Consider the following 24712-nt stretch of genomic DNA (forward strand, 5'->3'; position numbering starts at 1 on the left):
AAACTAGACGCATGCTCAAAGCGTTATTTGAGGTAAAGTGGGATTATGTTGGCATAATCCAATTTAGGTGGTACCGCGGAAACTCCTTTTTCGCCCTAAAAATAAGGGCGAAAAAGGTTTTTTTATTTTAGTAGAAAGTTTTTAAGGATGGTTGTTGATGGAGAAGAAAAGAATTGTCGTTAAAATAGGTTCAAGTTCGCTTACAAATTCAAAGGGTGAAATTGACTATGTTAAAATGAAAGATCACGTTGACTCAATCTATCAAGTTGTCAAAGAAGGCCATGAAGTTCTTCTTGTTTCTTCTGGTGCGGTGGCGGCAGGATTTCGAAAACTAGGTTACCCTACTCGACCAGTCACTTTAAAAGGAAAACAAGCAGCTGCAGCTGTTGGTCAAAGTTTACTTATTCAACTTTATGCAGATCAATTTGCAAAATACGGAATCACAACAGCCCAAGTGCTTCTAACACGTACCGATTTTTCAAATAAAGAGCGTTATAAAAATGCTTTTGCAACTTTTAGTGAGTTGTTAGAACGTTCTATTTTGCCTATCGTAAATGAAAATGACACTGTTTCAGTGACAGAACTTACTTTTGGCGACAATGATATGCTTTCTGCCCTAGTAAGCGGGTTAGTACATGCAGATCAACTCATTATTTTGACGGATATTAACGGTTTCTATGACGATAATCCTTTAAAAAATCCAAAAGCTAAACGGATTCGTCATCTAACTGAAATTACGGATGACATGCTTCAACTAGCAAAAGGTGCTGGCTCCAAAGTGGGAACGGGAGGCATGCAATCCAAATTGCTAGCTGCTCGCACCGCTTTAAAAGCTGGTGTCAAAGTATTTATTGGAAAAGGAAGTGGACCAAATAAATTGCTCGATATTTTAAATGGTCATGGTGATGGAACGTATATTGATCGTGAACATCTAGCTATACTACCTAACCAAAAACAATGGATTTCTTTTACAGAAACAAAAGGAAAATTATTCATCGATAAAGGTGCTGAAGAAGCATTGTTATTAAGAGGAAAAAGTTTATTGCCTGCAGGGATTTTTCGAGTTGAAGGTGAATTTGACCGCGGTGATGTTGTGGAAGTCTATGGAGAATCAGGTCTGTTAGGTCGAGGAGAAGTGCTTTATTCCAGCAAAGAATTGGCTTTTGCTTGTGGTAAAAAAACCGAAGAACTTCACTCAGGATATATTGAAGTCATTCATCGAGATAAATGGGTAAAATTATAATATTTTTCTAGAATGAAGGAGGTATTTTCATGACACAATTTATGGTAGGTAGCGAAGTTAAAACAAAAGGTAAATTAGCGAAATTTGCAAGTTATTTAATGAATGTAAAAACAACAGAAGAAAAAAATGACGCATTAGCAAAAATTGCGGAACAGCTGCTTATTGAGAAAGATGCCATTCTTGAAGCAAATAAAAAAGATTTAGTAAGCGGAAAAGAAAATGGTTTAACCGATGCAGTACTAGATCGAATCATGTTAAATGAACAACGCATTCAAGCAATGTGTGAAGCTATATTTCAATTAATTTCCTTACCAGATCCAATCGGTGAAGTGTTAGAAAGTTTTACAAAAGAAAATGGATTAAAAATTGAAAAAAGACGAGTGCCGCTTGGAGTTGTATGCATGATTTACGAAGCCCGTCCAAATGTTACAGTTGATGCAGCTACATTATGTTTAAAAACTGGAAACGCTGTTATGTTGCGTGGAAGCTCATCCGCTAAACATTCCAATATAGCTCTTGTTTCATGTATACACCGTGCGTTAGAAAAATCCGCATTGCCGATTGATGCGGTTCAGTTGATTGAAGATACACGACATGAAACAGCTTCTGAATTATTCCATTTAAAAGAATATATTGATGTATTAATTCCTCGCGGCGGTAAAAAATTAATTGATTTAGTTGTAAAAGAAGCCTCTGTCCCAGTGCTTGAGACAGGAGCTGGAAATTGTCACATCTATGTCGATCAATCAGCAGACTATGAAATTGCTGAAAAAGTCATTATCAATGCGAAAACACAAAGACCTTCTGTTTGCAATGCAGCAGAAAGCTTATTAATTCACAAAGATTGGTTTAAACTGCACGGAAAAAAATTATTAACAAACTTAGAAAATGCTGGGGTTGAAATTATTGGGGACGAAAAAGTATGCGATGTGTTACCACATGCTACACTAGCATCAGACGAAGATTATGCAACGGAATATTTAAGTTTAACGATTAGTGTGAAGATTGTGAATAATGTTGATGAAGCAATAGATCATATCAATTATTATGGTACGAAACATTCGGAAGCAATTATCACAAATGATGAGAAAAGTGCTGAAATATTCTTAAACCGCGTTGATGCAACAAGCGTCTATGTAAATGCTTCCACACGCTTTACAGATGGATTTGAATTTGGGTACGGTGCAGAAATCGGAATTAGTACACAAAAACTTCACGCAAGAGGTCCAATGGGATTACCAGCTTTAACATCAACGAAATATTATATACGTGGAAATGGTCAAATTAGAGGATAAATAGTCCATCATAAAAATAACCTATCAATACAATGAAGTGTTGATAGGTTATTTTATCAATTTTGACATATATAAGTTCTTTTCAACAGATTCAACAACATAACAAGGAGACTTGTCCAATTCTATAGAAGAATTTTGCACCAATTCTTAACGATCTGTTTCCCTATAGAGAATATCGATGACCTCTTCCGTTTCATTATCGAAAATAATATCAACATAGACGCCAAATTCACGATTGCCTTCTCTTAACCAAAGTTTAAATTTTTCCGTAGTAGTCTGATCTCCAATTTCTCTTCCGATATGGAGATAATCAATAATATTTGCTTGTGCATATTTCTCTTTTACCTTCTCCATAGCGATTCTTCCCCATTTTGCATAAGCAGGTGCAGTTTGTTGGGCATTGCTATCGGGAGAATCGGACATTATGTTGGCAACAAAGATTGTTGAAGCAATTAAGACAAGAGAAATGACGATTCTCAATGTGGTAACCTCCTTTTCCTTATTGTTTTCTATTTTGAGGAGGCTATTCATTAACACAATGACATAAAAAAGAGTCCACTGAAAAATCGTATTGAGACTCCCATTTACGGTGCTGATAATAGAAAGTTGTTTCGATTATCCCAGGAGCAAATTTATAAGAAATTATGATCATAAATAGTGAGAGTGTATAGAAAATTTTCGACCTTTCTATACACTCCCAAACAAATTAATTTAAACATGCTTTTGCTTTTTCGATTTGCACTCGAACTTGTTCAAAACCTGTCCCACCTTGAGAGAGACGACGAGAAACAGCCGCTTCAGGTTTAAGTACTTCATAAACATCTTCTTCAATCAGTTCACTTTCCGCCTTCATCTCATCTATGGACAAGTCTTGTAAGAAAATACCTTTTTGAATACAAGTAAAAACTAACTTTCCAGTCACTTCATGTGCTTTACGGAACGGCATTCCTTTTGTAGCGAGATAGTCTGCAAGTTCTGTGGCATTTGAAAAATCGCTATGTACCGCTTTGTGCAATCGTTCCGTATTAACAGTCATTGTTCGAACCATTCCTTCAAAGATCTTTAATGATCCTAAAATTGTTTGAAGAGTATCGAACATTCCTTCTTTATCTTCTTGCATATCTTTGTTATATGTTAATGGTGTTCCCTTTAACACCGTAAGTAAACCGATTAAATTCCCATATACACGACCCGTTTTTCCACGGATTAATTCTGCCATATCTGGATTTTTCTTCTGTGGCATGATGGATGATCCAGTAGAAAAGGAATCATCTAATTCGATAAATTTAAATTCATCAGTAGACCATATAATGATTTCTTCTGCAAAACGGGAAAGATGAGTCATCAGTATAGATGAATTCGATAAAAATTCTACAATGAAGTCCCGATCACTTACCGCATCCATTGAATTTTCATAAATTCTACTAAAACCTAACAAATCTGCAGTCAATTGACGATTAATTGGAAATGTTGTGCCAGCCATTGCACCTGCCCCTAAAGGTGAAATATCGATACGCTTCATTGATTCTTTAAATCGTTCTTTATCACGCTCTAACATCCAAAAATACGCCATTAAATGATGGGCGAAACTAATTGGTTGTGCTCTTTGCATATGCGTATAACCAGGAGCAATTGTATCGATATGCTGCTCTGCTTTTTGTAAAATTGTTTTTTGGAAAGTTTCAATTAATTCGATTACTTCTTTTACTCGTTTCTTTAAAAATAAGTGAACGTCTGTCGCAACCTGGTCGTTGCGGCTTCGGCCAGTATGCAATTTCCCGCCAACAGGACCAATTAAATCAATCAACATTTTTTCAATGTTTAAATGGATATCTTCATTTTCAATTTTATATTCAAGCTCGCCATTTTCAGCACGCTTTTTTAATTCATTTAGTCCCCATTTAATTTTTTCCACATCTTCTTCCGGTAAAATACCTTGTACACCGAGCATTGTTACATGAGCAAGACTTCCTTCAATATCTTCCATCACTAATTGCTGATCGAAACCAATGGACGCTCCAAATTCATCAACCCAGCTTTCTGCTGATTTTTGGAAACGGCCTCCCCAAAGTTTTGTCATTTGTTCCACCTATCCTTACTAAAAATAATGTTACAATTCATGTGAAAAAGAATAGCGAAGTAGTCTTGGTATGCTTGAGAAACCACCATTCTCAAGCACTTATTTTAAGAACAAGCCTCTTCTTCTCTAATCCTGTCTTAAAATAATCATACCTAGACCTCTTCGCACTCAACATAATTATTTACTGTTTACTTCTTTATTGTTCACTTGTGAAGCGACAACAGTTGGAAGACCCCAAAGTTCGATGAATCCAACTGCTGATGCATGATTAAATGCATCGTCTTTAGAGTAAGTAGCTAATTTTTCACTGTATAAAGAATTTGGAGATTTGCGTCCCTCAACAATTGCATGACCTTTAAATAATTTAACGCGAACTGTACCATTTACATATTTTTGCGTTTCTTTAATAAAGGCACAAAGTGCTTCACGAATTGGGTTAAACCATAAACCATCATAAATCACTTCAGAAAGTTTTTGTTCAATGATTGGTTTAAAGTGTGCTAATTCTTTTACTAATGTGATATCTTCTAATTCTTTATGAGCTGTTAAAAGAACTTTTGCACCTGGAATCTCATACACTTCACGCGATTTAATACCAACTAAACGGTTTTCAACATGATCAATGCGTCCAACACCATGTCGGCCAGCGATTTTATTTAACTCTAGAATTAAATCTGCCAATTTCATTTCTTGGCCATTTAATGCTACCGGTTTACCTTCAACAAATTCAATTTCTACATATTCTGGTGTATCTGGCGCATTTTCAATTGATACAGTTAAACCATATGCTTCTTCTGGAGGAGCTACCCAAGGATCTTCCATAACTCCTGCTTCATTTGCACGTCCCCAAAGGTTTTGGTCAATGGAGAATGGCGAATCAATTGTTGCAGGTACTGGTACGTTATGTTTTATTGCATATTCGATTTCTTCATCACGGCTCCAAGCCCATTCACGCACCGGCGCCAACACTTCCAAATTCGGATTTAATGCTTTAATAGATACTTCAAAACGAACTTGGTCGTTTCCTTTACCCGTACAGCCGTGAGCCACCGCATCCGCGTTTGTTTTGTTTGCAATCTCTACTAATTTTTTCGCAATTAATGGACGAGATAAAGCAGAGACTAATGGATATTTTTGCTCATACCAAGTATGTGCTTGTAGCGAAACAAGCGCATACTCCTCTGCAAATTCATCTTTTGCGTCAATAATATATGATTCAACAGCCCCAACTTGAAGAGCTTTCTTTTGTATAAATTCTAAATCTTTCCCTTCACCCACATCTAAACAAACAGCTACGACGTCGTAACCTTGTTCTTTTAACCAAGGAATCGCCACTGATGTATCAAGTCCACCTGAATAAGCTAAAACTACTTTTTTATTTGCCATATCAAATACTCCTTTGATAATGAATGTATTTTTATACAATTTTATAAAACTTTATACATGAATGTTATCAGATTATAATTTCAAATACAAGTGAATTTTTATAAGTTTGTAGAACATTTTATTACTTAATATAATTGTATAAAATTTAAATTTTTGCAAGATTTAAAATTATTTTTTTGTAAAGAATTTCTTACCTAATGTTTCAACAATTCTAGGGGCGACTGCATATAGCTTACTTGTAATAATTAATATTCGAGGCAAATTGATTTCTCTTGATGGCCGATCAATTAATTTTATAACTTCTTTGGCTACTTTTTCAGGACTCAATAATACCCCTTTTAGAGAATTTCTATATGAAGCTGATGATGAGGAAGCTTTATCTAAAAATGGAGTATCAATAGGTCCCGGATAAACAGCCGATACTTGTACATTGTGTGGTTCTAATTCCATTCTTAACCCGTTTGCAAATCCCGTAATTGCGTGTTTCGTTGCTGCATAAATACTCGCCTTTTTTGTTGCTACTTTCCCAGCTTGAGAACCAATAAATATAAAGTGACCAGAGCGTTTTTTTATCATTTTCGGTGATAAATTTTTCACCAAATACATTGGAGCTCTAACATTAATGTCTATCATCGCATCAATTTCTTTTTCTGAAAGTTTAAAAGCATATTCAAAAAATCCAACCCCTGCATTGATAATGGCGACATCGATATCAGGAAGTTCGCTGCATATTCGATGAATATCTTCTTTATTGCTTAAATCCCCTTTTATCACTTTTGCACCAAGTTTTAAAAGATGATTAAGCGCTTCCTCATTTCTGCCTGTTGCATATACTTCGTGTCCCCTCTTCAAGCATAATTCTGCAATCATTTTCCCTAATCCACTTGTTGCACCAGTAATAAAAATTTTTTTATTCTTCATAATCGGTATATTCCTTTCTTATTTGTTCAATTTTTTTATGATGGTATTCTATTCATGATTAATAGCAAAACAAAAAGGGATATCCAATAATGGACAATCCCTATTAATCAAGCTTCATTTGAAGTAAATTTGATAATTCTTCTTTCGAATGTAGAAAATCTGCTAATGTGTATCGATCCAACACATTTAAAAAAGCTTGCAAGGCTTCATACAGAACATGTTTTAATTGGCAAGAAGGAGAGATGATACAAAGAGGATTCTCACGATTAAAACAATCAACTATATGAAAATCTTCTTCTGTATGTCTTACAAGTTTTCCGATATTAATATCTTTCGGAGCAACTTTTAAGCGAATTCCTCCACCCCGACCGCGAATTGTTTCGATTAAACCTAATTGGCCTAAATCATAAGTCACTTTCATTAGATGATTTTTTGAAATATTATAACTATCCGCTATCTCTTGAATGGTGGATAGTTGGTCATTCCCTTTTAGACCTAAATATATTAAAACCCTTAAGGAATAATCAGTATATAAAGTTAACCGCAAAATTATACACCACGCTTTTTCCTTTTATAATTCGCATAACATTATACCATTTTTCAATAAATTAAGTTGTTTAAAAGAAAAAAAATTCGTTTTTAAAGATGTATTTTATATACATCAATTGTGGCAAAAATGTTAAAGATGTATCTGAAATATTGCTTATTTTTTTTTTAATGTTTATAGTGTTTCTTGAAAGGACGTGAAAATATGTTATCACAAAAAACAATCGACATCGTTAAATCAACAGTACCAGTTCTTGAAAAGCATGGGGTGGATATCACGAAGCATTTCTATAAAAGAATGTTTACAAACCATCCTGAATTAAAAAATGTATTTAACCAATCGAACCAAAGAGAAGGAAGACAACCACAAGCCCTTGCAGCATCTGTGTATGCAGCAGCCGCTAACATTGATAATTTAGAATCCATTTTACCGGTTGTGCATTTAATAGCTCATAAACATAGAGCACTTGGTATCTTGCCCGAACACTATCCAATTGTAGGTGAAAATTTACTAGCAGCAATTAAAGAAGTATTAGGTGATGCAGCAACGGATGAGATTATTGAGGCTTGGGCAGATGCTTACGGTGTTATTGCAGATGTTTTCATTCAAGTGGAAGAAGAGCTTTATCAACAAGCTGAGGCTAATGGAGGATGGCGTTTATTTAAACCTTTTAAGGTAGTAAGGAAAGAACAAGAAAATGAACTTGTTGCTTCCTTCTATTTAGAGCCGGAAGATGGGAAAGCGCTTCCACCTTATCAACCAGGTCAATATATTACAGTAAAAGTAAAAGCACCTGAAGAAGAGTATACGGCTCTACGCCATTACACTGTATCACAAGCACCGAATGGAAATGTTTATCGTATTTCAGTAAAACGAGAAGCGGAAAATAATCCAAAGGGTGTTGTATCAAATTACTTACATGATTATGTTGAAGAAGGAAGCACAATACAAATCAGTGCACCTGCAGGTTTATTTACTCTACAACAAAACGATAACCCTGTATTATTTATAGGTGGTGGAATTGGCGTCACTCCACTTTATGCAATGCTTGATTCAATGGAGTTTGGCCGTAACGTAACATTTATACAATCTGTTCGTAATGAAAAATTAGCTGTGTTCCAAGACCAAATTCAAAAGAAAATTAATGAATTAAAAGGTTCGTACTTTGTGAAATATTCTGATACAGAAGGATACATTACAAAAGAAGATTTATCAAAATACATTCAAGAAAATACAGAAGTATATATATGTGGTCCTGAAGCATTTATGGAAACTGTAATTTCATACGTAAGAGAACTTGGTGTTTCTGAAGATCGTATTCACTTTGAATTCTTCGGACCAGGGCTTTCATTCAAAGCTTAATATTAAATCATTTTCCACCAAATCAAACCGAATTCATCTCAAAGAATAAATTCGTGGGTGTCTAGAAAGTTGAAAACGTTCTGACACCCTCATTTGTTTTTATTAAAATATTTTTCAATCTTTGCTTCTGTGAGTACAAATATACTTGCCATAAAGAGACCGTTTGAAAATGACTTTTCAAACGGCCCCTTCCATATCACATCATATTTCTTGTTTACTAACCTTTTCAGTATTCATTTAAGAATCGACTAGTATGTAAAACCAATCATGTTAACTTCAACTACTTTATAGAATAATAAATATGATTTAACCCTAGTAATCTTATCATTATTCTAGGTCTGAATAACAATTTTTCATGCAACATCTTTTGTTATAGCCTTGAATACAACTCATATTCTCCTACTTGCTCACATCGAATACGCTCATTTTTAACTAAAAGATCTAAATAACCTTGCGTCTTTGATAAAGTTAGCCCAAGTTGATAATCGTTAGCATTTGGGTATAATTCTTTCGTTACTTCATAAACAGTTTTTGGTTCATGTAAAATTTCATAAACTTGATTTGTTCGAAGCAAGTCTTTTTGGATTCTCACATCGACTAATTCTTTAACATCAACAATGTCATTACCGTGACCGGAATATAATTTAGTTATATCTAAAGAAGTTAAAAATTTTAATGATTCATGATACTGAATAAGTGATTTTGGTCTATCAAAAGATAAATCCACCGGTGGTTCAATAAGTGGGTTGGATGCGATTTTCTCTAATAACAAATCCCCACCTATGACTTCTTGTGATTTTTGATTATAAAAAATAAAATGGCTTTGAGCATGGCCAGGAGTATAATAAGCAATTAAACCTGGATGTCCTGGTATTTCATCTCGATCTTTTATAAATTGAGTTAATGGCGTGTTCCCATATAAATCCATTCTTCTTCGGATTTGAATAATTTTTTGAATAAATTCTTCTGGAACTGCTTGCTTTTTTAAATACAATTCATAAAAGTCATCGCGATATGATAATAATTCCTCTTTATTTATCCAATAATCGATATATTCATGCCCTAGTATTCTCGCATTTGGAAAAGCCTCAATCCATCCAGCATGATCAGGATGGTGGTGAGTCAAAATCACTTGTTCAATATCACTTAATTGATATCCTGCATTTTTTATTCCATGAACGAGTGCTTCGTACGCAGTTGGTGTTTTCGTACCAACATCAAAAATAGAAAGCGCCTCACCTTTAACTAAAAAAGCATTGACATCTCCAACATCATAGGGAGTAGGTATGATAATTTTTGTTATTTCCATGTCTGTTCCCCCTTGTTTCTCTATCTCTCTGAATGAATACTTATTCATTTTATTTTACTTCTTTTTTTTTAATTAGTCCACGTCACTTAGTTGACATATTTTATCGAAATGCATATAATTTCTGTAATAATTGAACAAAGTATTGCGATGATGAAGCCAAGTAAATGAATTGATGACTTCAGAGAGTGCTGCATTTGGTGAGAGTAGCATAGTCCTCTCAATTCATTGAACCTACTTCTGAGCAGTCATGAAAACATGACCGTTTCCCTTAGCGATAATAAGGGCTAGAGGTGTGCTATTTTTAGCAAACGAAGGTGGTACCGCGGAAACATGCGTTTTCGTCCTTTTTAATGAAGGATGAAAACGCATTTTTTATTGTTCATTATGGATAAAATATATCGGAGGGAAAAGGAATGCAAAAAATTGTATTTATGGGTGCAGGATCAATGGCAGAAGCATTAATTCATGGGTGGATCAAAAATGAAGTTGTTCCTGCTAACCAAATTTATGTAAAAAATCGTTCTAACGTTGAAAGATTACACGAATTAAAAAATATATATGGAGTTCACATTATTGAACAATTAGAAGAAATTAAAGATGCCGATTTAGTTATTTTAGCGATGAAGCCCAAAGATGCAAAAGTTGCTTTTGAATCGATTGCTCCTTATCTTTCCGAAAATACTGCAATCCTTTCTGTTCTTGCTGGAATTGCAATTGAAACAATTGAGAAAGCTCTAGGGGTTCGACCAATTGCAAGGGTCATGCCCAATACTTCAGCAGCAATCGGTATGGCAGCCAGTGGGATTGCATTTAATGAATATGTAACAGATTCACAAAAGTCTATTTATCTACAATTGTTAGAAGCAATTGGCATTGTCATTGAAGTGGAAGAAGATAAACTTCATGCTATCACGGCTCTTTCGGGAAGTGGCCCTGCTTATCTATATTATTTACTAGAAGCGTGGGAAAAAATTGGAGTAGAATTTGGCTTATCAAAAGAAACGGTTAGAAAATTAATGGTTCAAACGATTGCTGGTTCAGCAATGATGCTTCAAAAAGTTAAAGAAGAACCTGAAGTTCTTCGCAGAAAAGTGACAAGTCCTGGTGGAACAACTGAAGCTGGAATAAAAGCATTGGAAAACTTCCGATTTAACGAAGCCATTTATGCTTGTATTAAAAGTGCCGAAGCAAGATCTCGAGAACTCGCAAGGGGTGAGTAATTTTTGTTCTATTCTTTCTTGGGAAAATATCAAAAAATCCCTTGACTAGAAAAGAAATCTCCGTCGTTTCCATTAGTTGACTTTACAGTTAATATTGAAAGAAAATTCAAACTTTATCAACATTGTAAATGCTCCGATTACGGAGCATTTTATAATATTTAAAGAATATCAACCTTTTATCAATTATTTCCTAGGAAATGTATTTTTTTGCTATTTTATGTTGTCGAAATATATATTTTTGACTATTTACTTCGAAATATGTAAGGTTCCAAAAAGAATTTAGACATTTAAACTTGGGTTTTATCACCTACTAAAGTGCATTTTACCATGAAATTGCGAGTATGCTACTTAAGACTATTGACAAGGATTAGTACGAAATTTTGGAGTAGTAACAGAGCAGAATTCTACATAAAAAAATTTGGCTACCAAGAAAGAATTTTTCTTTCTAGATAGCCAAGTTTCTTATAACGCACCGCTTTTAATACGTTTTAAAATCGAATAAGATGTATACATTGTAATAGGTAAAAAAATCGCTAATAGAATAATCCAAAAAGATAAAGCCTCAGCTGCTTTTAATTCTTCAAAGTTTGTAATGACAAAAAATATGATTCCAATCATTAAGCACCAAGCTAATAAGTTAGGAAAGACAACAAATAAACGCAGTAACCCCGGATTTATTTTTGGTTGATTCATACTCTCCCCTCCCAACAACATCATACAATAATTATCCTCAATCATTCTATTATTTTCTGAAATTTTAGGTGATTATTTATCTTCATTTCCTTCTGTTAACCTTCCATTTTTCCAATGAAAAAGAGAAAAATCATTTGCTACAAATACGTTAGGGAAAATATTTTTTGATTCTTTTATAATCTTATCTAAATCATGTGGTAAAAATCTTGCGCTGATATGGTTTAAAATTAGATACTTTGCAGCAGCCTCTTTTGCAATATTCGCAGCATCCACATTCGTCGAATGCCCATAATCTGCTGCAAGTTTTTTCGTAGAATAATCGAAAGTCGCTTCATGTATCACGATATCCGCATCTTTGCTTAATTCAATCGATTGATGACAATATTTCGTATCACCTAAGACTGTCACAACAAAGCCTTTTTTGGGTGGTGCAGTTACGTCTTTACTATAAACAATCGTTCCATCTTCTAATGTGACATCTTCCCCACTTTTCAATTTTCCAAGCATCGGACCTTTTGGAACTCCAAGTTTTAATGCCTTTTCAACTAATAGCTCACCAGGTAGCGGTTTTTGTTCAACACGAAAACCATAGCATGGTATGACATGCTCAAGTTGTTTTGCAGTCACAATAAATTGATCATCTTCAAATATTATCCCTTCATGAATTTCTACAAAATGTAAAGGATAGTTTAAATGCGTTTTTGTTAGTTGCAACGTGAATATAACCCAATCTTTTAATCCACAGGGTCCGTAAAGGGTCAACGGTGAAGTTTCCTCTCCTCCTAGAAAGGAACGGGAACTAAGAAAACCTGGTAAACCAAAAATATGATCTCCATGTAAATGGGTAATAAAAATTTTTTCAACTTTCCTTGGTTTAATAGTTGTATGTAAAATTTGGTGTTGCGTTGCTTCTCCACAATCAAACAACCAAATCGTTCCTCTTTCTTCAAATAATTTTAATGCAAGAGAACTTGTGTTTCGCTCTTTTGAAGGCATTCCCGCCCCTGTACCTAAAAACTGTAATTCCATGTTGAATCTCCATTCCTACTATTTATCGATTAAATCGTCAAAGAAATCTTTGCTAAAACTTGTTTTGGATGCATAACTTTTTTTCTTGACATCAATCCCTTTTTGTACAATACCTTTTCCGAACTTCTTTTCCATTGAATGAATAATTTCATAAATAGGCTCTTCTTTTGCAAATTGTTCAAAATTAAATATGGACAGTTGTTCAGCAAAATGTTTTTTATCGATTACGTTAGACACGGTCACTCCAAGAAGGCGGATTGGTGTACCATCCCATGCTTTCGAGAATAATTCCATTGCTTCGCGGAAAATATCTTTTTCTAAATAAATTGGATTTTGTACAGTTTTACTTTTCGATTGATTTTTCCAATGGCAGTCCCGAATTTGAATCGTAATAGTGGAACCGCATAAATTTTTTGCTTCCAATCTTTCTGCAACTTTTTCAGATAGTTTAAGAAAAGTTGTTTCGATATCTTTCATTTCGATGATGTCATATGGTAATGTAGTGGAATTTCCAACGCTTTTTGTATCATAAATTGCATTTGGATCCACTTCCCTTGTGTCAATCCCATTTGCTCTTCTTATTAGTCTAACTCCATTTTTACCCAATTTTTGTTTTAGTAACCTTTCATCGGCTTTTGCTAAGTCTCCAATTGTATAAATATTGAGTGTATGGAGTTTTTTAGCGGTACTCTCCCCTATCCCATGCATTTTTAATACGGGTAAAGGCCACAATTTTTCTCGTACTTCTCTTTTTCTTAATACCGTAATGCCCATGGGTTTTTTCATGTCTGAAGCTGTTTTTGCTAAGAATTTATTTGGCGCTATGCCGATGGAACATGGCAAATCTAACTCATTGAAAATTCGAAGTTGAATCTCTTTTGCGAGTTCTAATGGATGCCGTTCCTTCGAAACTTCTGTTACATCCATATATCCTTCATCAATTGAAACCGGTTCAACAAGATTTGTATAACTTTTTAAAATCGTAAATATTGCTTTGGAGGCTTCACGATATTTTGGAAAATCTGGAGGTAAGATGATTAGCTCTGGACAAGTTTTTAATGCTTCAGCTACATTCATCGTCGTATAAATCCCCTTTGCTCTCGCTTCATAGGAACTAGTTACAATAATGCCGCGCCGTTCTTTCGGATTGCCAGCGATGGCAATGGGTTTTCCTTTCAGTTCAGGATGATAGGCTTGTTCAACTGAAGCATAAAAGCTATTCATATCAACATGAAAAATCACTCTTGCCAAATTATCTCACCTCCAAAGATATTCCTTTCTGCAATATTTTATCATAAACTATTCCATTCCTCTTTTTCTTATATTTCACTTTAAATTATTATTTTCATAGATAAATTCGTATTGACTTTTGTAATAATGTTGGTTATTCTTTTTGTAAACCAATTATATAAACAGGTTAACAAAGGGGAGAAGACGGTGACTTCAACAAAAACTTATGGACTTGTATTAACAGCTTTTGGTGCAGCAATCATTGCTGTATTAGCTCAAATTACAATCCCACTTCCTTTAGTTCCAATTACTGGTCAAACTTTAGCAATCGGGCTTATTGTAACAATATTAGGATTAAAATATGGTACCCTTAGCGTACTTGTTTATTGTTTACTAGGCGCTATCGGTTTACCAGTATTTACAGGAATGTCTGGTGGGTTATCAATACTCGTTGGACCTACAGGTGGCTATATTATTGGCTTTATTCCAACTGCTTTATTCATGGGATGGTATTTAAATAAATTCGGATATACTTATATCCATGGCTTGATTGCAAACGTTTCGGGAATGATGATCACGCTTGCCTTTGGTACTATTTGGTTAAAATTCGTTGCCGATATGTCATTGTATGCGGCATTCATGGCAGGAGCAGCGCCATTTATACTGTTAGAAATGATGAAAGGTGTCATTGCTGCTTGGGTAGGAATTCTCGTTAGACATCGCTTATTGAACGCAAATTTATTAAAATTAGTTTAATTTGGTTTTGACCTTTTAAAAATACCCCTTCAAAATGTAAAAAACGAATGGCCATTATTGACCATTCGTTTTTAATTATTGTAATTCTTTTGAAGATTTAAAAAGATCATTTCCTTTTTTAATTAAATCTTTTAATTGATCTTCGTATTTTTGTAAGCTCTTTAGTCCAGAATCTCGATAATTTTTCAGCACTTTTTCCGCGTCTTCAATAGCATCGGATACATTTCCACGAGCTTTAGTAACGCCTTTTTTATCCTTAACTGCCCTTTCCAATTCTTTAATTGCATCCTCTAATTCATCAATTGCATCTTTTAATTCAGCTTTAAAATAATCTTCACGGTTATCTTCTTTTTTATCAATTTCCTTTTCAATGTCATTGGAAAGACTTCTTGCCGTTTTGATTAAATCCTTTAATTCATTTTCTAAAGTTTTTAAGTCCACTCCAGCATCTTTCATAGAATCGTAAGCGTCTTCTGCTTTCATGATTGCTTCATTTAAATCTATCAGTTTGCTTTTCAACTCGTTTAACGAAACGTTAGATTTCAATACTTTTTTTCCTTTATCAATTACTTTTTCCAAATCTTTTTTTGTCTTTTTTCCCAATTCTTCGTAATAGTCTTTATCAAAAGTCTTTGCATATGCAGAGGCGTGGTCCCTTTTAGCTCTATTTATATCATATGCAAAAGAAATAATTGTTTGATCTAATTCTTTTTGATATTTTTCTTTAGCAGTCTGTAATATCTTTTCTGCATTATTCATTATCGAATCTAGATTTTTCAAAGCCTGTGATAATTTATTTTTTTGTACTTCATACTCGTCGATTAAATCTTCAAGGTCTTCTAATTCATCTTCGAGTTCATCAATTTTTCTTTCGATATCTCTAATTTTCTGTTTGTCTACTTCTTTCCGTTTTTCTTCTTTCTCTTTTTCTGATTTCTTTTTATCTATTTGCTTTTGTAAATATTCGATTTCTTCTTCAATTTCTTCAATATCTCCTATATCTTTTTTCACTTCATTGAGTTTTTCTAGTTGTTTATCTACTTCTTTTCTCGCATCTCTTAAATCGGTAATGTGAAACTCAATCTCTTTTTTCAAAACTTCTAGTTGTATATAATCGTCTACTTGTTCATTACCACCTTGATCTCCATTGTCATTATTATTTTCTTCATTGTTTTCATTTGAGTCTTCGTTATCGTCCCAACCTTTTAATGTGTCCCAATAATCTTCTTTGTCATCAGAACGTTTTAAATCGATTGTACGAGCAATAAATGTGATTAGATGAGCACGACCTACTCCATCATTCGGTTTAAATAAACCTTCATTAACTGTAATTCCTAATGATCCGATTGTTCCAATGTAAGAATAGTTTTCATCATTTTCTGGAACATCAGAAAATCGTTTTAATGTTGGAGCTTCCAATTCATAAGCTTTTACTAAAATTTTTGCCATTTCAGCACGAGTGATTTCCTCACCAGGTTTAAAATATTTCCCTTTATCAAATACACCGAGCTCAGTCAATTTTGCTATTGCTCCATAGTGAGGATTAGGAACATCCCCATATTGCTTTGGTACGTCTTTAAATCCAGGGTCTTTTACATTTTCCAAATCAAGCCCCATCGTTCTCGCAACGAAAGAAGCTGCTTGTGCACGATTCACATTTTGATATGGTCTGAATGTGTTGTCATCAAAACCTTTAACATAATCAAACTTTAAAAATTTTTTCAGTGGCTCAATATAGAAATCATCTGCTTTAATATCCTTAAATGGAAGTTCATTAGCACTGGCGGACATAGCACCAGCAGCGATTAAACAGGCGGCAATGGATGCGGCAATTTTTTTCTTAAATTTCATTTATATTACCCCTTTTCATTTATGTATTGATACATTTTCATTGATATCTTCTATATTATTTAAACGTATATTAGTAGAAAAAGTTACAAAAATGTGTATAATTGTGAGTTTTTACCTATACACTTCATAATATCGACAAAATATTTCTTAACTGTATATACCTATTATTAAAATACCATAAAAAAACATACAATGAAAATTTTCCATTGTATGTTTTTAGGAAATATTATTCTAGTTTAAAGTTTTTCCAATCATATACTCTAGGGAAAGGAACATGTCCATTATAAGATTGATGCTTTACATAAACTTTTGTATTGGAATCTGTTAATGTCTCCAGTACAGCGGGTTTATCATCAAAATAAACATCCAAATTAAGCTTCTGAATGATCTCCATCTTTTCGTGATCCTTCATTCCGCAATAAAAATGTTCATCAATGACCGGAAAACCTCGATTTTTCATCCATTGTCGAGTTTTTTCACAATATGTTTTCGGTCTCGATGTGATATAAAAAATGGAATGCCCTTCTTTTTCAAGTTTACGGATAAAATCAATTGCCCCTTCAAAAACTGGACAGTCTGTAAAGTAAATTTCTTCCATTAACGAATTCCACATTACATGACCTTCATCTTCGTCTAACCCGAAAAGTTCATGAATTTCCACTCTTTTTAATTGATAAAAAAGAGCAATATCAATCTGTTTTCCTAATTTTTTATTATAAAGATGAAAAGCATGTTCTCGTAAGTTAATCAATGTATCATCTATATCAAAACCGATTTTCACTTTTCCCCTACTTTCTTAACCAATGATAATAAACTGGGTAGAAAAGTTTTTTTCCTTTTCTATTTGCAATTTTTGTAATTTTTTTACTTCTTCTTTTCTTTGTTTCTCACATTGGGATAAACGTAATTCATTTATATTTCCGGGATCAATACATTCAGATAACCGATCTGCATCTTTTAAAGCACTGTTTAATCCAAAGGCTCCAGTTGGTGTCATCGCATGACATGCATCACCTATTAACAGTATATTGTCTTTTCTCCATATTTCTGTGTGATTACTATAGACATCTAATAAGACAAAATCATCCCAAGTAGTAATATGTTTTCGAACCGATTCTTCTAATTCAGGAAATGCTTGAATCAATTTATCTATAAACAGTTGTATAGATTGTTTGCGGATTTTCGAAAAGGATCCCTGTGCAATGTTCCAGCCAATTTGCACATAACCCTTAGCTTGGGTAAATAATGATAATTGGAAACCATCTACTTCAGCCATTTTTATGGATGGTTGCCAATTGTCTGGTGCCGGTATTTTTGCCCAAAGTAAGTCATAGCCATGTTTACGTGTTATTGTTTCAATACCTGCTTTTTTTCGGACAGTGGAATATCTTCCATCAGCCCCTATAATCATCGAACTATGTATAAGGATTTCTTCCTTACCTCTTTTCCCTTTAATCCCAATGAAATGACCATTTTCATCTTTAAGTAAATCAATCACTTTTGTATTTGTCATGAGAGAAAAATTTTCGTATTTTTTTGCTTCTTCGATAATTACTGATAATAGATGTGCTTGCGGAACATGGATTCCTAAATGGCCAACTTGTTTCTCAGGTTGAATTGTTTTAAAGAGTTTTCCATTTTTCCAATATTCAATAACTTTCATTTTTAACAATCCGAGTTTTTCAATTTTTGAATACAGATTATGTTTCTTTAAAATATTTTCTCCATCTTCATTCAAATGTTCACCTCGGAATTCCCTTGCAATTTCCTTATGTTGTTCAAGAAGGGTGACAGAAATCCCCTTCTTTGCTAATAGCAGTGCAAGTAGTGAGCCACTCGGTCCAGCACCCACAATCAATATATCAGTGAATATCATGTTGATCACCTAGTTTTGGATAAGCAATTATTCGTAAATCTTCTCCAACTTTATCGAATGAGTCAATTTCTACTTTTGCCGCTAAATTCATATTATCAACATCATCACCAGCTACCGGGGTAATGGAGTGGCGCCCTCCTAATATTTTTGGTGCAATGTAAATAATATATTTATTTACAAGTCCAGCTCTGATAAACGAGGCGTTTATTTCTCCTCCACCTTCAACTAACACATCTGTTATTCCATGTTTATATAATTGTTCCAACATTTCATCTAAGCAGATACCCTTTTGATTTTTAGAACAGTATATAAAATGTACATTTTTCTTTTTAAGTTCCGCTATTTTGATTGGATCCGCACCGGTAGTTGTCACAATAATTGTTTCAGCTTCGTCATTTAAAACATTTGCATCCATCGGAATTTGTAAATGACTATCTAAAATAACTCGAATTGGGTTTTTCCCTTTTTGATTGGGCAATCGTGTCGTCAATAGCGGATTATCTTTTAAAACGGTTCCTATTCCTACTAAAATCGCATCAACTTCATTGCGTAATTTGTGAACTTCAAGGCGGGCTGCTTCACCGGAAATCCATTTTGAATGTCCAGTATGCGTTGCGATTTTCCCATCTAATGTCATGGCAAATTTTGAAATAACGAAAGGACGATTTGTCAACATATTATGAATAAATCGTTCATTCAATTTTCTCGCTTCATTTTCTAATAAGCCTACTTCTACCTCAATTCCTGCTTTTCGAATGATGTCAACACCTTTACCCGCAACGAGAGGATTTGGATCAAGTGTCGCCACTACCACTCTGCTAACACCAGACTCTTTCACTAAATTTGCACAAGGAGGGGTTTTGCCATAATGAGAACATGGCTCTAGCGTGACATATAAAGTGGCACCTTTTGCATGCTCTCCTGCCATATGAAATGCATGAACTTCTGCATGGGCTTCTCCAGCTTTACGATGTATTCCTGTTCCTACGATAACCCCATCTTTTACTATGACCGCCCCAACAACAGGATTTGGATTTGTTTTGCCCTTTGCCGTTCGCGCTAAATTTAATGCTAATTCCATGTAATCACGATCCGTTAACACAATGACCCCTCCTAAAACAATTGTTTCTCTGGTATGTGACCTGCCTTTTTAATTTTCGTTTCTAAATAATAACGATTTGTTTCAGTTAAGCCGCCCCAAAGTGGAATATGTTTATCAGCTAATAGACCATGATGTTTTAACGCTTCCAGTTTTTTAGGGTTGTTTGTAATTAAAGTTACAGGTTTATTGCGAAGAGTCTCTAATACTTTAATTGCTTCTTCATAGGACCTTGTATCATCTTCAAAACCAAGTGCATGGTTGGCTTCTACTGTATCATAACCTTCTTCTTGCAATAAGTAAGCTAATGATTTTGAAAATAATCCAATCCCACGGCCCTCATGATTCGCTAAATAAAAGATTGCACCACATCCATGTTCAACAATCATTTTCATCGATTCATGTAATTGATAACCGCAATCACACCGTTGACTTCCGAAAATATCTCCAGTATGACAAATGCTGTGCATACGAATAAGCGCTTCCTCATCATTTTCAAAATCTCCGTAAACCAATACAGATGATTGTTGAGATTCTTGCAAGTTCGCACTTAAAATATAATTTAACACTTCTTCCTTTGTTGAAATGGGTTCATCTAGCTTCAACCAAGTATACCACTGGAATGTGGCTTCAAAATTATCTTGTTTTACAGGGAGTTTTACTGGGCCAACAAGACAAATTTGCTCATTTTCTTTATATGAAATTAACTGCATTTTTTTAAGCAAAATGTCATTCTTATTTAATAGTAGATTTTTCAATATTCATCACCTAATTCAACTAAATCTATTTAAAATTCCTATTTTATTAATAGGAATTAATCTTTGCCTTTTTTAATATAGCTGAAATAGGTTTAAAAAGCAAAAGAAGTGTTTTCCATGTTACTTTTTGTATAATAATAGAAATATTATTTAGATAAAACATTTTCGTACGAACTAATTGCTATTTTACATTTTTAATTTCGGCAGATTTTTCTTTATTATAAGAAGTGCTATTTTATCATCTTTATGCAATCAATGAACATGACTTTAAGGGGATAAAAGTCGACCAATTGTTATAATTTATTTGATTGACAATATAATAAAAAATACACTTCATTTTCTAAAATAATTGAAAGTGAAGTGTATTTTTTATGAGTTACTTTTTCATCATGATATGAAATGTTAATCTAAAATTTTAATTTTTACCTTTTTTACTCCCCACTGCATTGCTTGATCATGGGAAGGGATGAATACATCAATTTTATTTCCTTTAATGGCTCCTCCAGTATCACCAGCAATTGCATAACCGTAGCCTTCCACCCATACTTTTGTACCGAGTGGGATAATGTTAGGATCAACAGCAATTACTTTCATATGTGGATTTTCTCGTAAATTTATCCCATAAGCAGTAGTACCAGAACATCCTTCACAGTATGCGGTATATGCTGTTGCTGTAACAGTCATTTCTTTTAATGATGACGGTTCATCTTCTTTTATCACTTGCTGAGTGGTAGTAGGTGATGCTTTCGTTTCTCTTTTCGGCAAGAAGCCTCCCGTTGTGTCAGCTACAATAGAAATCGGTTTGTATTCTTTTTTGTATTTTTCGTCATTGTAAATAATCAATTTCTTACCTGGATGAATCAATGTATTATCTAAATCGTTCCATTCCATTAATAAATCTAATGGTACTTCATGATTTAATGCAATGCGGAACAAGTTGTCCCCTTCCTTCACAGTGTATATAGTAAATAGTGGGGCTTTCATAAAAGCAAGTTGGCGAGTAATTGCATCTTCCACCACTCCATTACCTAAAATGTTGGTGACAAAGTCGATTTCCCCTTTTTCCACTGATGTTTCTTTTGCATATGTCAATGATGTTGTAAACAATGTCAAACATAAAAGCATATATGCTACAATTTTTTTCATACTTAGTCCTCCTTAACAAACAAACTTGCAATTCACTTTTTGTTAATACGAACTAAGTATTGTCCAAATATTTACATTTTTATTCATAATTTGATAAAAATTAAATAATACAGCTTTCAAACTAGTTGATAAAATGAGAGAAAGGGCTAGTATCAGAAAATTGCTTAGTTCAAAAAAAGGTTCTGAATCGTTGCTACAAAAAATAAAATCCTCTAGAAAATCTCTAGAGGATTGTTTAATTTAGATATTCATCCGAACAGCTTGGGAACATATATATTCCTTGTATCATATGAAAATCATAATGTCTTTGTATAAATTTTTCTTGATATAAGTATTCCATTAAGGAGATTTCATGCTCATTTGCACTGCATAATACCCCTGAGACACTTAATCCATTTTTAAACGAAACACCGATGGGCTGACCGATTAAATATTTTATTTTTTCAAACACGATTTGCCCCCTTTCTTACCCCATTGTATGCTTCTATTCAGTTAATTGGCTGTGTGGGCTATTTAAGAAATCTTTAGAGAGCAACTCATGTAAAATAAATGTTTAATCAATCAAGTCTGTCTACTATTGGTTTAGAACAACCTGAAACTTGTTAGTTAGTTTACATAATATATTTATTTCTATATTAAAACGATTGTCCTTTTACTTGCTGCAACATTTCCTTAAATATTTCATTTCTTTTTATTACATCTCCTTCAACCGTAAGATTGTAAAATTTAGAATCCAATAATTGGGTTAAAAGTTTTTTCCTTAATGAACGATCAGCAATTTGATTTAAAACGATATGACGAGCGTAATCTAAAAATTCTATATAATCCTCAAATTTTTCATCAAATTGTTGTTCGAGATCTTTTTTAATTTTTTTTGCTAAACTAGGACTAGCACCGCCAGTAGAAATGGAGATGTTAAGTTTCCCTCTCTTTATGGTTGCTGGTGTAATAAAGTCACTATCTTTCGGATTATCTGCAAGCAACAAAAGTTGATGTTCTTTTTTATGGATTCGTATTTCATGATTTGTAGCTGAATCATTTGTTGTAGCAATAATGATATTTGCCTGTTCAATATCTATAGGTTCAAAAGTTTTTTCAATCCATTTCGCGTTATTATGTTCCATCCATTCCTTAATTTCTGGAATAATGGTTGGACTAATTATCGTTAAGTTTGCTTCTGTTCCCTCTAATCCTATTAGTTTTTGATAAGCAACACGTCCCCCACCGATTACGACAACATTTTTACCTTTTATATTCATCATGATTGGATAATACATGATTGACCTCCTCTGTTATATAATCATTCTTTTAAATTTTGTTTATTACTATAACCTAAAATTCATTATTAAATATAAAAATACACCATTTTTCTTTATTGAAAAATGATGTATTTTTGAACTAATAACTATCTTTATTTATGCAAGATATGCTTCTTTTACCTCTTCATTTTCAGCAAGTTCTTTTCCTGTTCCCGTTAAGACAATTTCACCATTTTGAATAACGTAACCTCGGTGTGCAATGCTTAATGCCTGATATGCATTTTGTTCGACTAACAAAATTGTAATGCCCATCTCATTCAATTGAAGTATGATTTCAAATATTTGTTCAACGACAATTGGAGCAAGTCCCATAGAAGGTTCATCAAGCATTAATAAATTAGGCTGCATCATCAATGCTCGACCGATTGCAAGCATTTGTTGCTCGCCCCCACTCATTGTTCCACCCTTCTGATTTATTCGTTCTTTTAATCTTGGAAAGTAAGTAAAGACATTTTCCATACGTTCTTCGATTACTGCTTTTCCTTTTACAGAAAATGCTCCCATAAGCAAATTTTCTTTCACTGTTAAATTGGCAAAAATTCTTCTACCTTCTGGTACGTGACTAATTCCCATCAATGTTGTTTCATGGGCTTGTTTGTTTGTGATATCTTGTCCATTGTAGAGTATCGCTCCTTTTTTCACTTTTGCTAAACCACTTATTGATTTTAATGTCGTTGATTTTCCCGCACCATTGCTCCCTATTAAAGTAACGATTTCTCCACGTTCTACTTGAAAACTTACCCCTTTTAATGCCTGAATTGCTCCGTAGTAGGTTTCAATATTGTTCACTTCCAAAACAGTCATTCCACTCACCTCTTTTGTAGTTCCAAAGCAGCTTTTCCTAAATAGGCTTCTATCACTTTTGGATTCGATCTTATTTCATCTGGATTACCTTCCGCAATTTTTTCGCCATGGTCAAGAACGACAATATGCTCAGAAATTTCCATAACTAATTTCATATCATGTTCAATTAAAATGACCGTTACATTGAATTCTTTTCCCATCCGTTGAATTACTTCGGTTAATTCCCGCGTTTCTCTTGGGTTCATTCCTGCTGCTGGTTCATCCAGTAAAAGTAATTTCGGTTTCGTTGCTAAAGCACGAGCAATTTCCAACTTTCTTTGGTTCCCATAACTTAGACTGCTCGCTTTTTCGTTTATAAATGGTTCCAGATTAAAATATTCCAAAAGTCGATAAGCTTCCACTTCCGCCTCTGACTCTTCTTTTCTTGTATTAGGTAGATTAAGAAAAATTCCTAATAGATTTCCTCTTAAATGGGTATGCATTCCAACTAATACATTTTCGATGACCGTCATTTCCCCGAAAAGACGGATATTTTGGAAGGTTCTGGAGATACCACGTTTAGCAACCTGATCTGGCTTTAATCCAACAATAGACTTGCCTTCTAGTAAAATTTCCCCTTCAGTAGGTTGATAAACTCCTGTAATCATATTAAAAAATGTCGTTTTTCCAGCACCGTTTGGACCAATTACCGCTGTAATGGAACCTTGTTTAACAGCCATTGAAATATTGGAATTGGCCGTTAATCCACCAAACTTCTTAGTTAAATTGGAAACTTCTAATATATTCAT

24 protein-coding genes and 1 other annotated feature are annotated in these 24712 nt (G+C 33.8%); of the genes, 5 read left to right on the top strand and 19 right to left on the bottom strand.

The features are described from left to right. Positions 1 to 157 precede the first annotated feature (157 nt). Together proB and NST00_RS10630 are read left to right on the top strand one after the other, a co-directional pair. A complete protein-coding gene (proB, locus tag NST00_RS10625; RefSeq protein ID WP_096551045.1) occupies positions 158 to 1243 on the top strand; it encodes a glutamate 5-kinase in 1086 nt (361 codons plus the stop codon). Positions 1244 to 1272: 29 nt separating this feature from the next. After that, a complete protein-coding gene (locus NST00_RS10630; protein WP_016837825.1) occupies positions 1273 to 2538 on the top strand; it encodes a glutamate-5-semialdehyde dehydrogenase in 1266 nt (421 codons plus the stop codon). A gap of 147 nt (positions 2539 to 2685) precedes the next feature. Here the strand turns inward: NST00_RS10630 and NST00_RS10635 are convergent, their stop codons facing one another. The 5 genes from NST00_RS10635 to NST00_RS10655 all read right to left on the bottom strand — a co-directional run bounded on the left by NST00_RS10635 (position 2686) and on the right by NST00_RS10655 (position 7472). Then, a complete protein-coding gene (locus NST00_RS10635; RefSeq protein WP_016837824.1) occupies positions 2686 to 3018 on the bottom strand; it encodes a YqzG/YhdC family protein in 333 nt (110 codons plus the stop codon). Between the two features lie 226 nt (positions 3019 to 3244). Further along, positions 3245 to 4618 (bottom strand): argininosuccinate lyase, encoded by a 1374-nt coding sequence (gene argH, locus NST00_RS10640; protein ID WP_016837823.1) that lies wholly within the window; start codon positions 4616 to 4618, stop codon positions 3245 to 3247. A gap of 177 nt (positions 4619 to 4795) precedes the next feature. Beyond that, complete coding sequence (locus NST00_RS10645; RefSeq protein WP_096551041.1) at positions 4796 to 6004, bottom strand: argininosuccinate synthase; 1209 nt, start codon at positions 6002 to 6004, stop codon at positions 4796 to 4798. A gap of 168 nt (positions 6005 to 6172) precedes the next feature. Continuing rightward, a complete protein-coding gene (locus NST00_RS10650) occupies positions 6173 to 6925 on the bottom strand; it encodes an SDR family NAD(P)-dependent oxidoreductase (protein ID WP_096551039.1) in 753 nt (250 codons plus the stop codon). A 103-nt stretch (positions 6926 to 7028) separates the two neighbouring features. Further along, positions 7029 to 7472 (bottom strand): RrF2 family transcriptional regulator, encoded by a 444-nt coding sequence (locus NST00_RS10655; RefSeq protein ID WP_016837820.1) that lies wholly within the window; start codon positions 7470 to 7472, stop codon positions 7029 to 7031. Between the two features lie 204 nt (positions 7473 to 7676). Between NST00_RS10655 and hmpA the strand changes: the two genes are divergently transcribed. After that, positions 7677 to 8834 (top strand): NO-inducible flavohemoprotein, encoded by a 1158-nt coding sequence (gene hmpA, locus NST00_RS10660; RefSeq protein ID WP_016837819.1) that lies wholly within the window; start codon positions 7677 to 7679, stop codon positions 8832 to 8834. A gap of 370 nt (positions 8835 to 9204) precedes the next feature. On the opposite strand, the gene NST00_RS10665 is transcribed toward hmpA, so the two are convergent. Continuing rightward, positions 9205 to 10143, bottom strand: coding sequence for an MBL fold metallo-hydrolase (locus tag NST00_RS10665; RefSeq protein ID WP_340709948.1), 939 nt, complete (start codon positions 10141 to 10143; stop codon positions 9205 to 9207). Between the two features lie 138 nt (positions 10144 to 10281). Beyond that, positions 10282 to 10492 (top strand) — a binding site (T-box leader). A 64-nt stretch (positions 10493 to 10556) separates the two neighbouring features. On the opposite strand from NST00_RS10665, the gene proC reads away from it, so the two are divergent. Beyond that, positions 10557 to 11363, top strand: coding sequence for a pyrroline-5-carboxylate reductase (gene proC / locus NST00_RS10670; RefSeq protein WP_340703975.1), 807 nt, complete (start codon positions 10557 to 10559; stop codon positions 11361 to 11363). A gap of 462 nt (positions 11364 to 11825) precedes the next feature. Here proC and NST00_RS10675 read toward each other — a convergent pair whose 3' ends face one another. From NST00_RS10675 to NST00_RS10685, 3 genes are all read right to left on the bottom strand, one after another. Then, positions 11826 to 12056 (bottom strand): acyl-phosphate glycerol 3-phosphate acyltransferase, encoded by a 231-nt coding sequence (locus NST00_RS10675; protein ID WP_340709949.1) that lies wholly within the window; start codon positions 12054 to 12056, stop codon positions 11826 to 11828. Between the two features lie 72 nt (positions 12057 to 12128). Further along, positions 12129 to 13085: a ribonuclease Z gene (gene rnz / locus NST00_RS10680; RefSeq protein ID WP_168412190.1), complete on the bottom strand. Its 957-nt coding sequence runs from the start codon at positions 13083 to 13085 to the stop codon at positions 12129 to 12131. 18 nt (positions 13086 to 13103) lie between these two features. Beyond that, the gene (locus NST00_RS10685) at positions 13104 to 14336 is read right to left on the bottom strand and encodes a DNA polymerase IV (protein ID WP_016837814.1); all 1233 of its coding nucleotides are present in this window, start codon (positions 14334 to 14336) and stop codon (positions 13104 to 13106) included. Positions 14337 to 14522: 186 nt separating this feature from the next. Here NST00_RS10685 and NST00_RS10690 point away from each other — a divergent pair, with 186 nt between their 5' ends. Then, complete coding sequence (locus tag NST00_RS10690) at positions 14523 to 15071, top strand: biotin transporter BioY (RefSeq protein WP_016837813.1); 549 nt, start codon at positions 14523 to 14525, stop codon at positions 15069 to 15071. Positions 15072 to 15146: 75 nt separating this feature from the next. Here NST00_RS10690 and NST00_RS10695 read toward each other — a convergent pair whose 3' ends face one another. The 10 genes from NST00_RS10695 to NST00_RS10740 form a co-directional block, all read right to left on the bottom strand. After that, positions 15147 to 16922 carry an S-layer homology domain-containing protein gene (locus NST00_RS10695; protein WP_340709950.1) on the bottom strand — a complete coding sequence of 592 codons (1776 nt, stop codon included), beginning with the start codon at positions 16920 to 16922 and terminating at the stop codon, positions 15147 to 15149. Positions 16923 to 17148: 226 nt separating this feature from the next. Next, the gene (locus NST00_RS10700) at positions 17149 to 17703 is read right to left on the bottom strand and encodes a 5' nucleotidase, NT5C type (RefSeq protein WP_339288527.1); all 555 of its coding nucleotides are present in this window, start codon (positions 17701 to 17703) and stop codon (positions 17149 to 17151) included. 15 nt (positions 17704 to 17718) lie between these two features. Continuing rightward, positions 17719 to 18798, bottom strand: coding sequence for an FAD-dependent monooxygenase (locus NST00_RS10705; RefSeq protein WP_016837810.1), 1080 nt, complete (start codon positions 18796 to 18798; stop codon positions 17719 to 17721). Further along, positions 18785 to 19900 (bottom strand): bifunctional diaminohydroxyphosphoribosylaminopyrimidine deaminase/5-amino-6-(5-phosphoribosylamino)uracil reductase RibD, encoded by a 1116-nt coding sequence (ribD, locus tag NST00_RS10710; RefSeq protein WP_016837809.1) that lies wholly within the window; start codon positions 19898 to 19900, stop codon positions 18785 to 18787. The genes NST00_RS10705 and ribD overlap by 14 nt, the downstream gene beginning before the upstream one ends. 11 nt (positions 19901 to 19911) lie before the next feature. Beyond that, on the bottom strand, positions 19912 to 20610 hold the full coding sequence (locus NST00_RS10715; protein ID WP_050988840.1) for a GTP cyclohydrolase II: 699 nt from the start codon (positions 20608 to 20610) through the stop codon (positions 19912 to 19914). Positions 20611 to 21057: 447 nt separating this feature from the next. Continuing rightward, positions 21058 to 21801 (bottom strand): 3D domain-containing protein, encoded by a 744-nt coding sequence (locus NST00_RS10720; RefSeq protein WP_340709951.1) that lies wholly within the window; start codon positions 21799 to 21801, stop codon positions 21058 to 21060. Positions 21802 to 22036: 235 nt separating this feature from the next. After that, positions 22037 to 22252: a hypothetical protein gene (locus NST00_RS10725; protein WP_016837806.1), complete on the bottom strand. Its 216-nt coding sequence runs from the start codon at positions 22250 to 22252 to the stop codon at positions 22037 to 22039. A gap of 184 nt (positions 22253 to 22436) precedes the next feature. After that, positions 22437 to 23078, bottom strand: coding sequence for a precorrin-2 dehydrogenase/sirohydrochlorin ferrochelatase family protein (locus NST00_RS10730; protein ID WP_340709952.1), 642 nt, complete (start codon positions 23076 to 23078; stop codon positions 22437 to 22439). Between the two features lie 138 nt (positions 23079 to 23216). Then, positions 23217 to 23924, bottom strand: a complete 708-nt coding sequence (locus tag NST00_RS10735; RefSeq protein WP_016837804.1) for an ABC transporter ATP-binding protein — start codon at positions 23922 to 23924, stop codon at positions 23217 to 23219. A 5-nt stretch (positions 23925 to 23929) separates the two neighbouring features. Continuing rightward, entirely contained in the window at positions 23930 to 24712 is a 783-nt protein-coding gene (locus NST00_RS10740) for an ABC transporter ATP-binding protein (protein ID WP_096551023.1), read from the bottom strand.

Origin of the sequence: Ureibacillus sp. FSL K6-0165, from assembly GCF_038004285.1 — a bacterium.
GTDB lineage: Bacteria > Bacillota > Bacilli > Bacillales_A > Planococcaceae > Ureibacillus > Ureibacillus thermosphaericus.

Coding starts and splice junctions, on each gene's coding strand:
- proB (WP_096551045.1), top strand. CDS start 158: ATGGAGAAGAAAAGAATTGTCGTTAAAATAGGTTCAAGTTCGCTTACA.
- NST00_RS10630 (WP_016837825.1), top strand. CDS start 1,273: ATGACACAATTTATGGTAGGTAGCGAAGTTAAAACAAAAGGTAAATTA.
- argH (WP_016837823.1), bottom strand. CDS start 4,618: ATGACAAAACTTTGGGGAGGCCGTTTCCAAAAATCAGCAGAAAGCTGG.
- NST00_RS10645 (WP_096551041.1), bottom strand. CDS start 6,004: ATGGCAAATAAAAAAGTAGTTTTAGCTTATTCAGGTGGACTTGATACA.
- NST00_RS10650 (WP_096551039.1), bottom strand. CDS start 6,925: ATGAAGAATAAAAAAATTTTTATTACTGGTGCAACAAGTGGATTAGGG.
- hmpA (WP_016837819.1), top strand. CDS start 7,677: ATGTTATCACAAAAAACAATCGACATCGTTAAATCAACAGTACCAGTT.
- NST00_RS10665 (WP_340709948.1), bottom strand. CDS start 10,143: ATGGAAATAACAAAAATTATCATACCTACTCCCTATGATGTTGGAGAT.
- proC (WP_340703975.1), top strand. CDS start 10,557: ATGCAAAAAATTGTATTTATGGGTGCAGGATCAATGGCAGAAGCATTA.
- NST00_RS10675 (WP_340709949.1), bottom strand. CDS start 12,056: ATGAATCAACCAAAAATAAATCCGGGGTTACTGCGTTTATTTGTTGTC.
- rnz (WP_168412190.1), bottom strand. CDS start 13,085: ATGGAATTACAGTTTTTAGGTACAGGGGCGGGAATGCCTTCAAAAGAG.
- NST00_RS10695 (WP_340709950.1), bottom strand. CDS start 16,922: ATGAAATTTAAGAAAAAAATTGCCGCATCCATTGCCGCCTGTTTAATC.
- NST00_RS10705 (WP_016837810.1), bottom strand. CDS start 18,798: ATGATATTCACTGATATATTGATTGTGGGTGCTGGACCGAGTGGCTCA.
- NST00_RS10715 (WP_050988840.1), bottom strand. CDS start 20,610: ATGCAGTTAATTTCATATAAAGAAAATGAGCAAATTTGTCTTGTTGGC.
- NST00_RS10720 (WP_340709951.1), bottom strand. CDS start 21,801: ATGAAAAAAATTGTAGCATATATGCTTTTATGTTTGACATTGTTTACA.
- NST00_RS10730 (WP_340709952.1), bottom strand. CDS start 23,078: ATGTATTATCCAATCATGATGAATATAAAAGGTAAAAATGTTGTCGTA.
- NST00_RS10735 (WP_016837804.1), bottom strand. CDS start 23,924: ATGACTGTTTTGGAAGTGAACAATATTGAAACCTACTACGGAGCAATT.
- NST00_RS10740 (WP_096551023.1), bottom strand. CDS start 24,712: ATGAATATATTAGAAGTTTCCAATTTAACTAAGAAGTTTGGTGGATTA.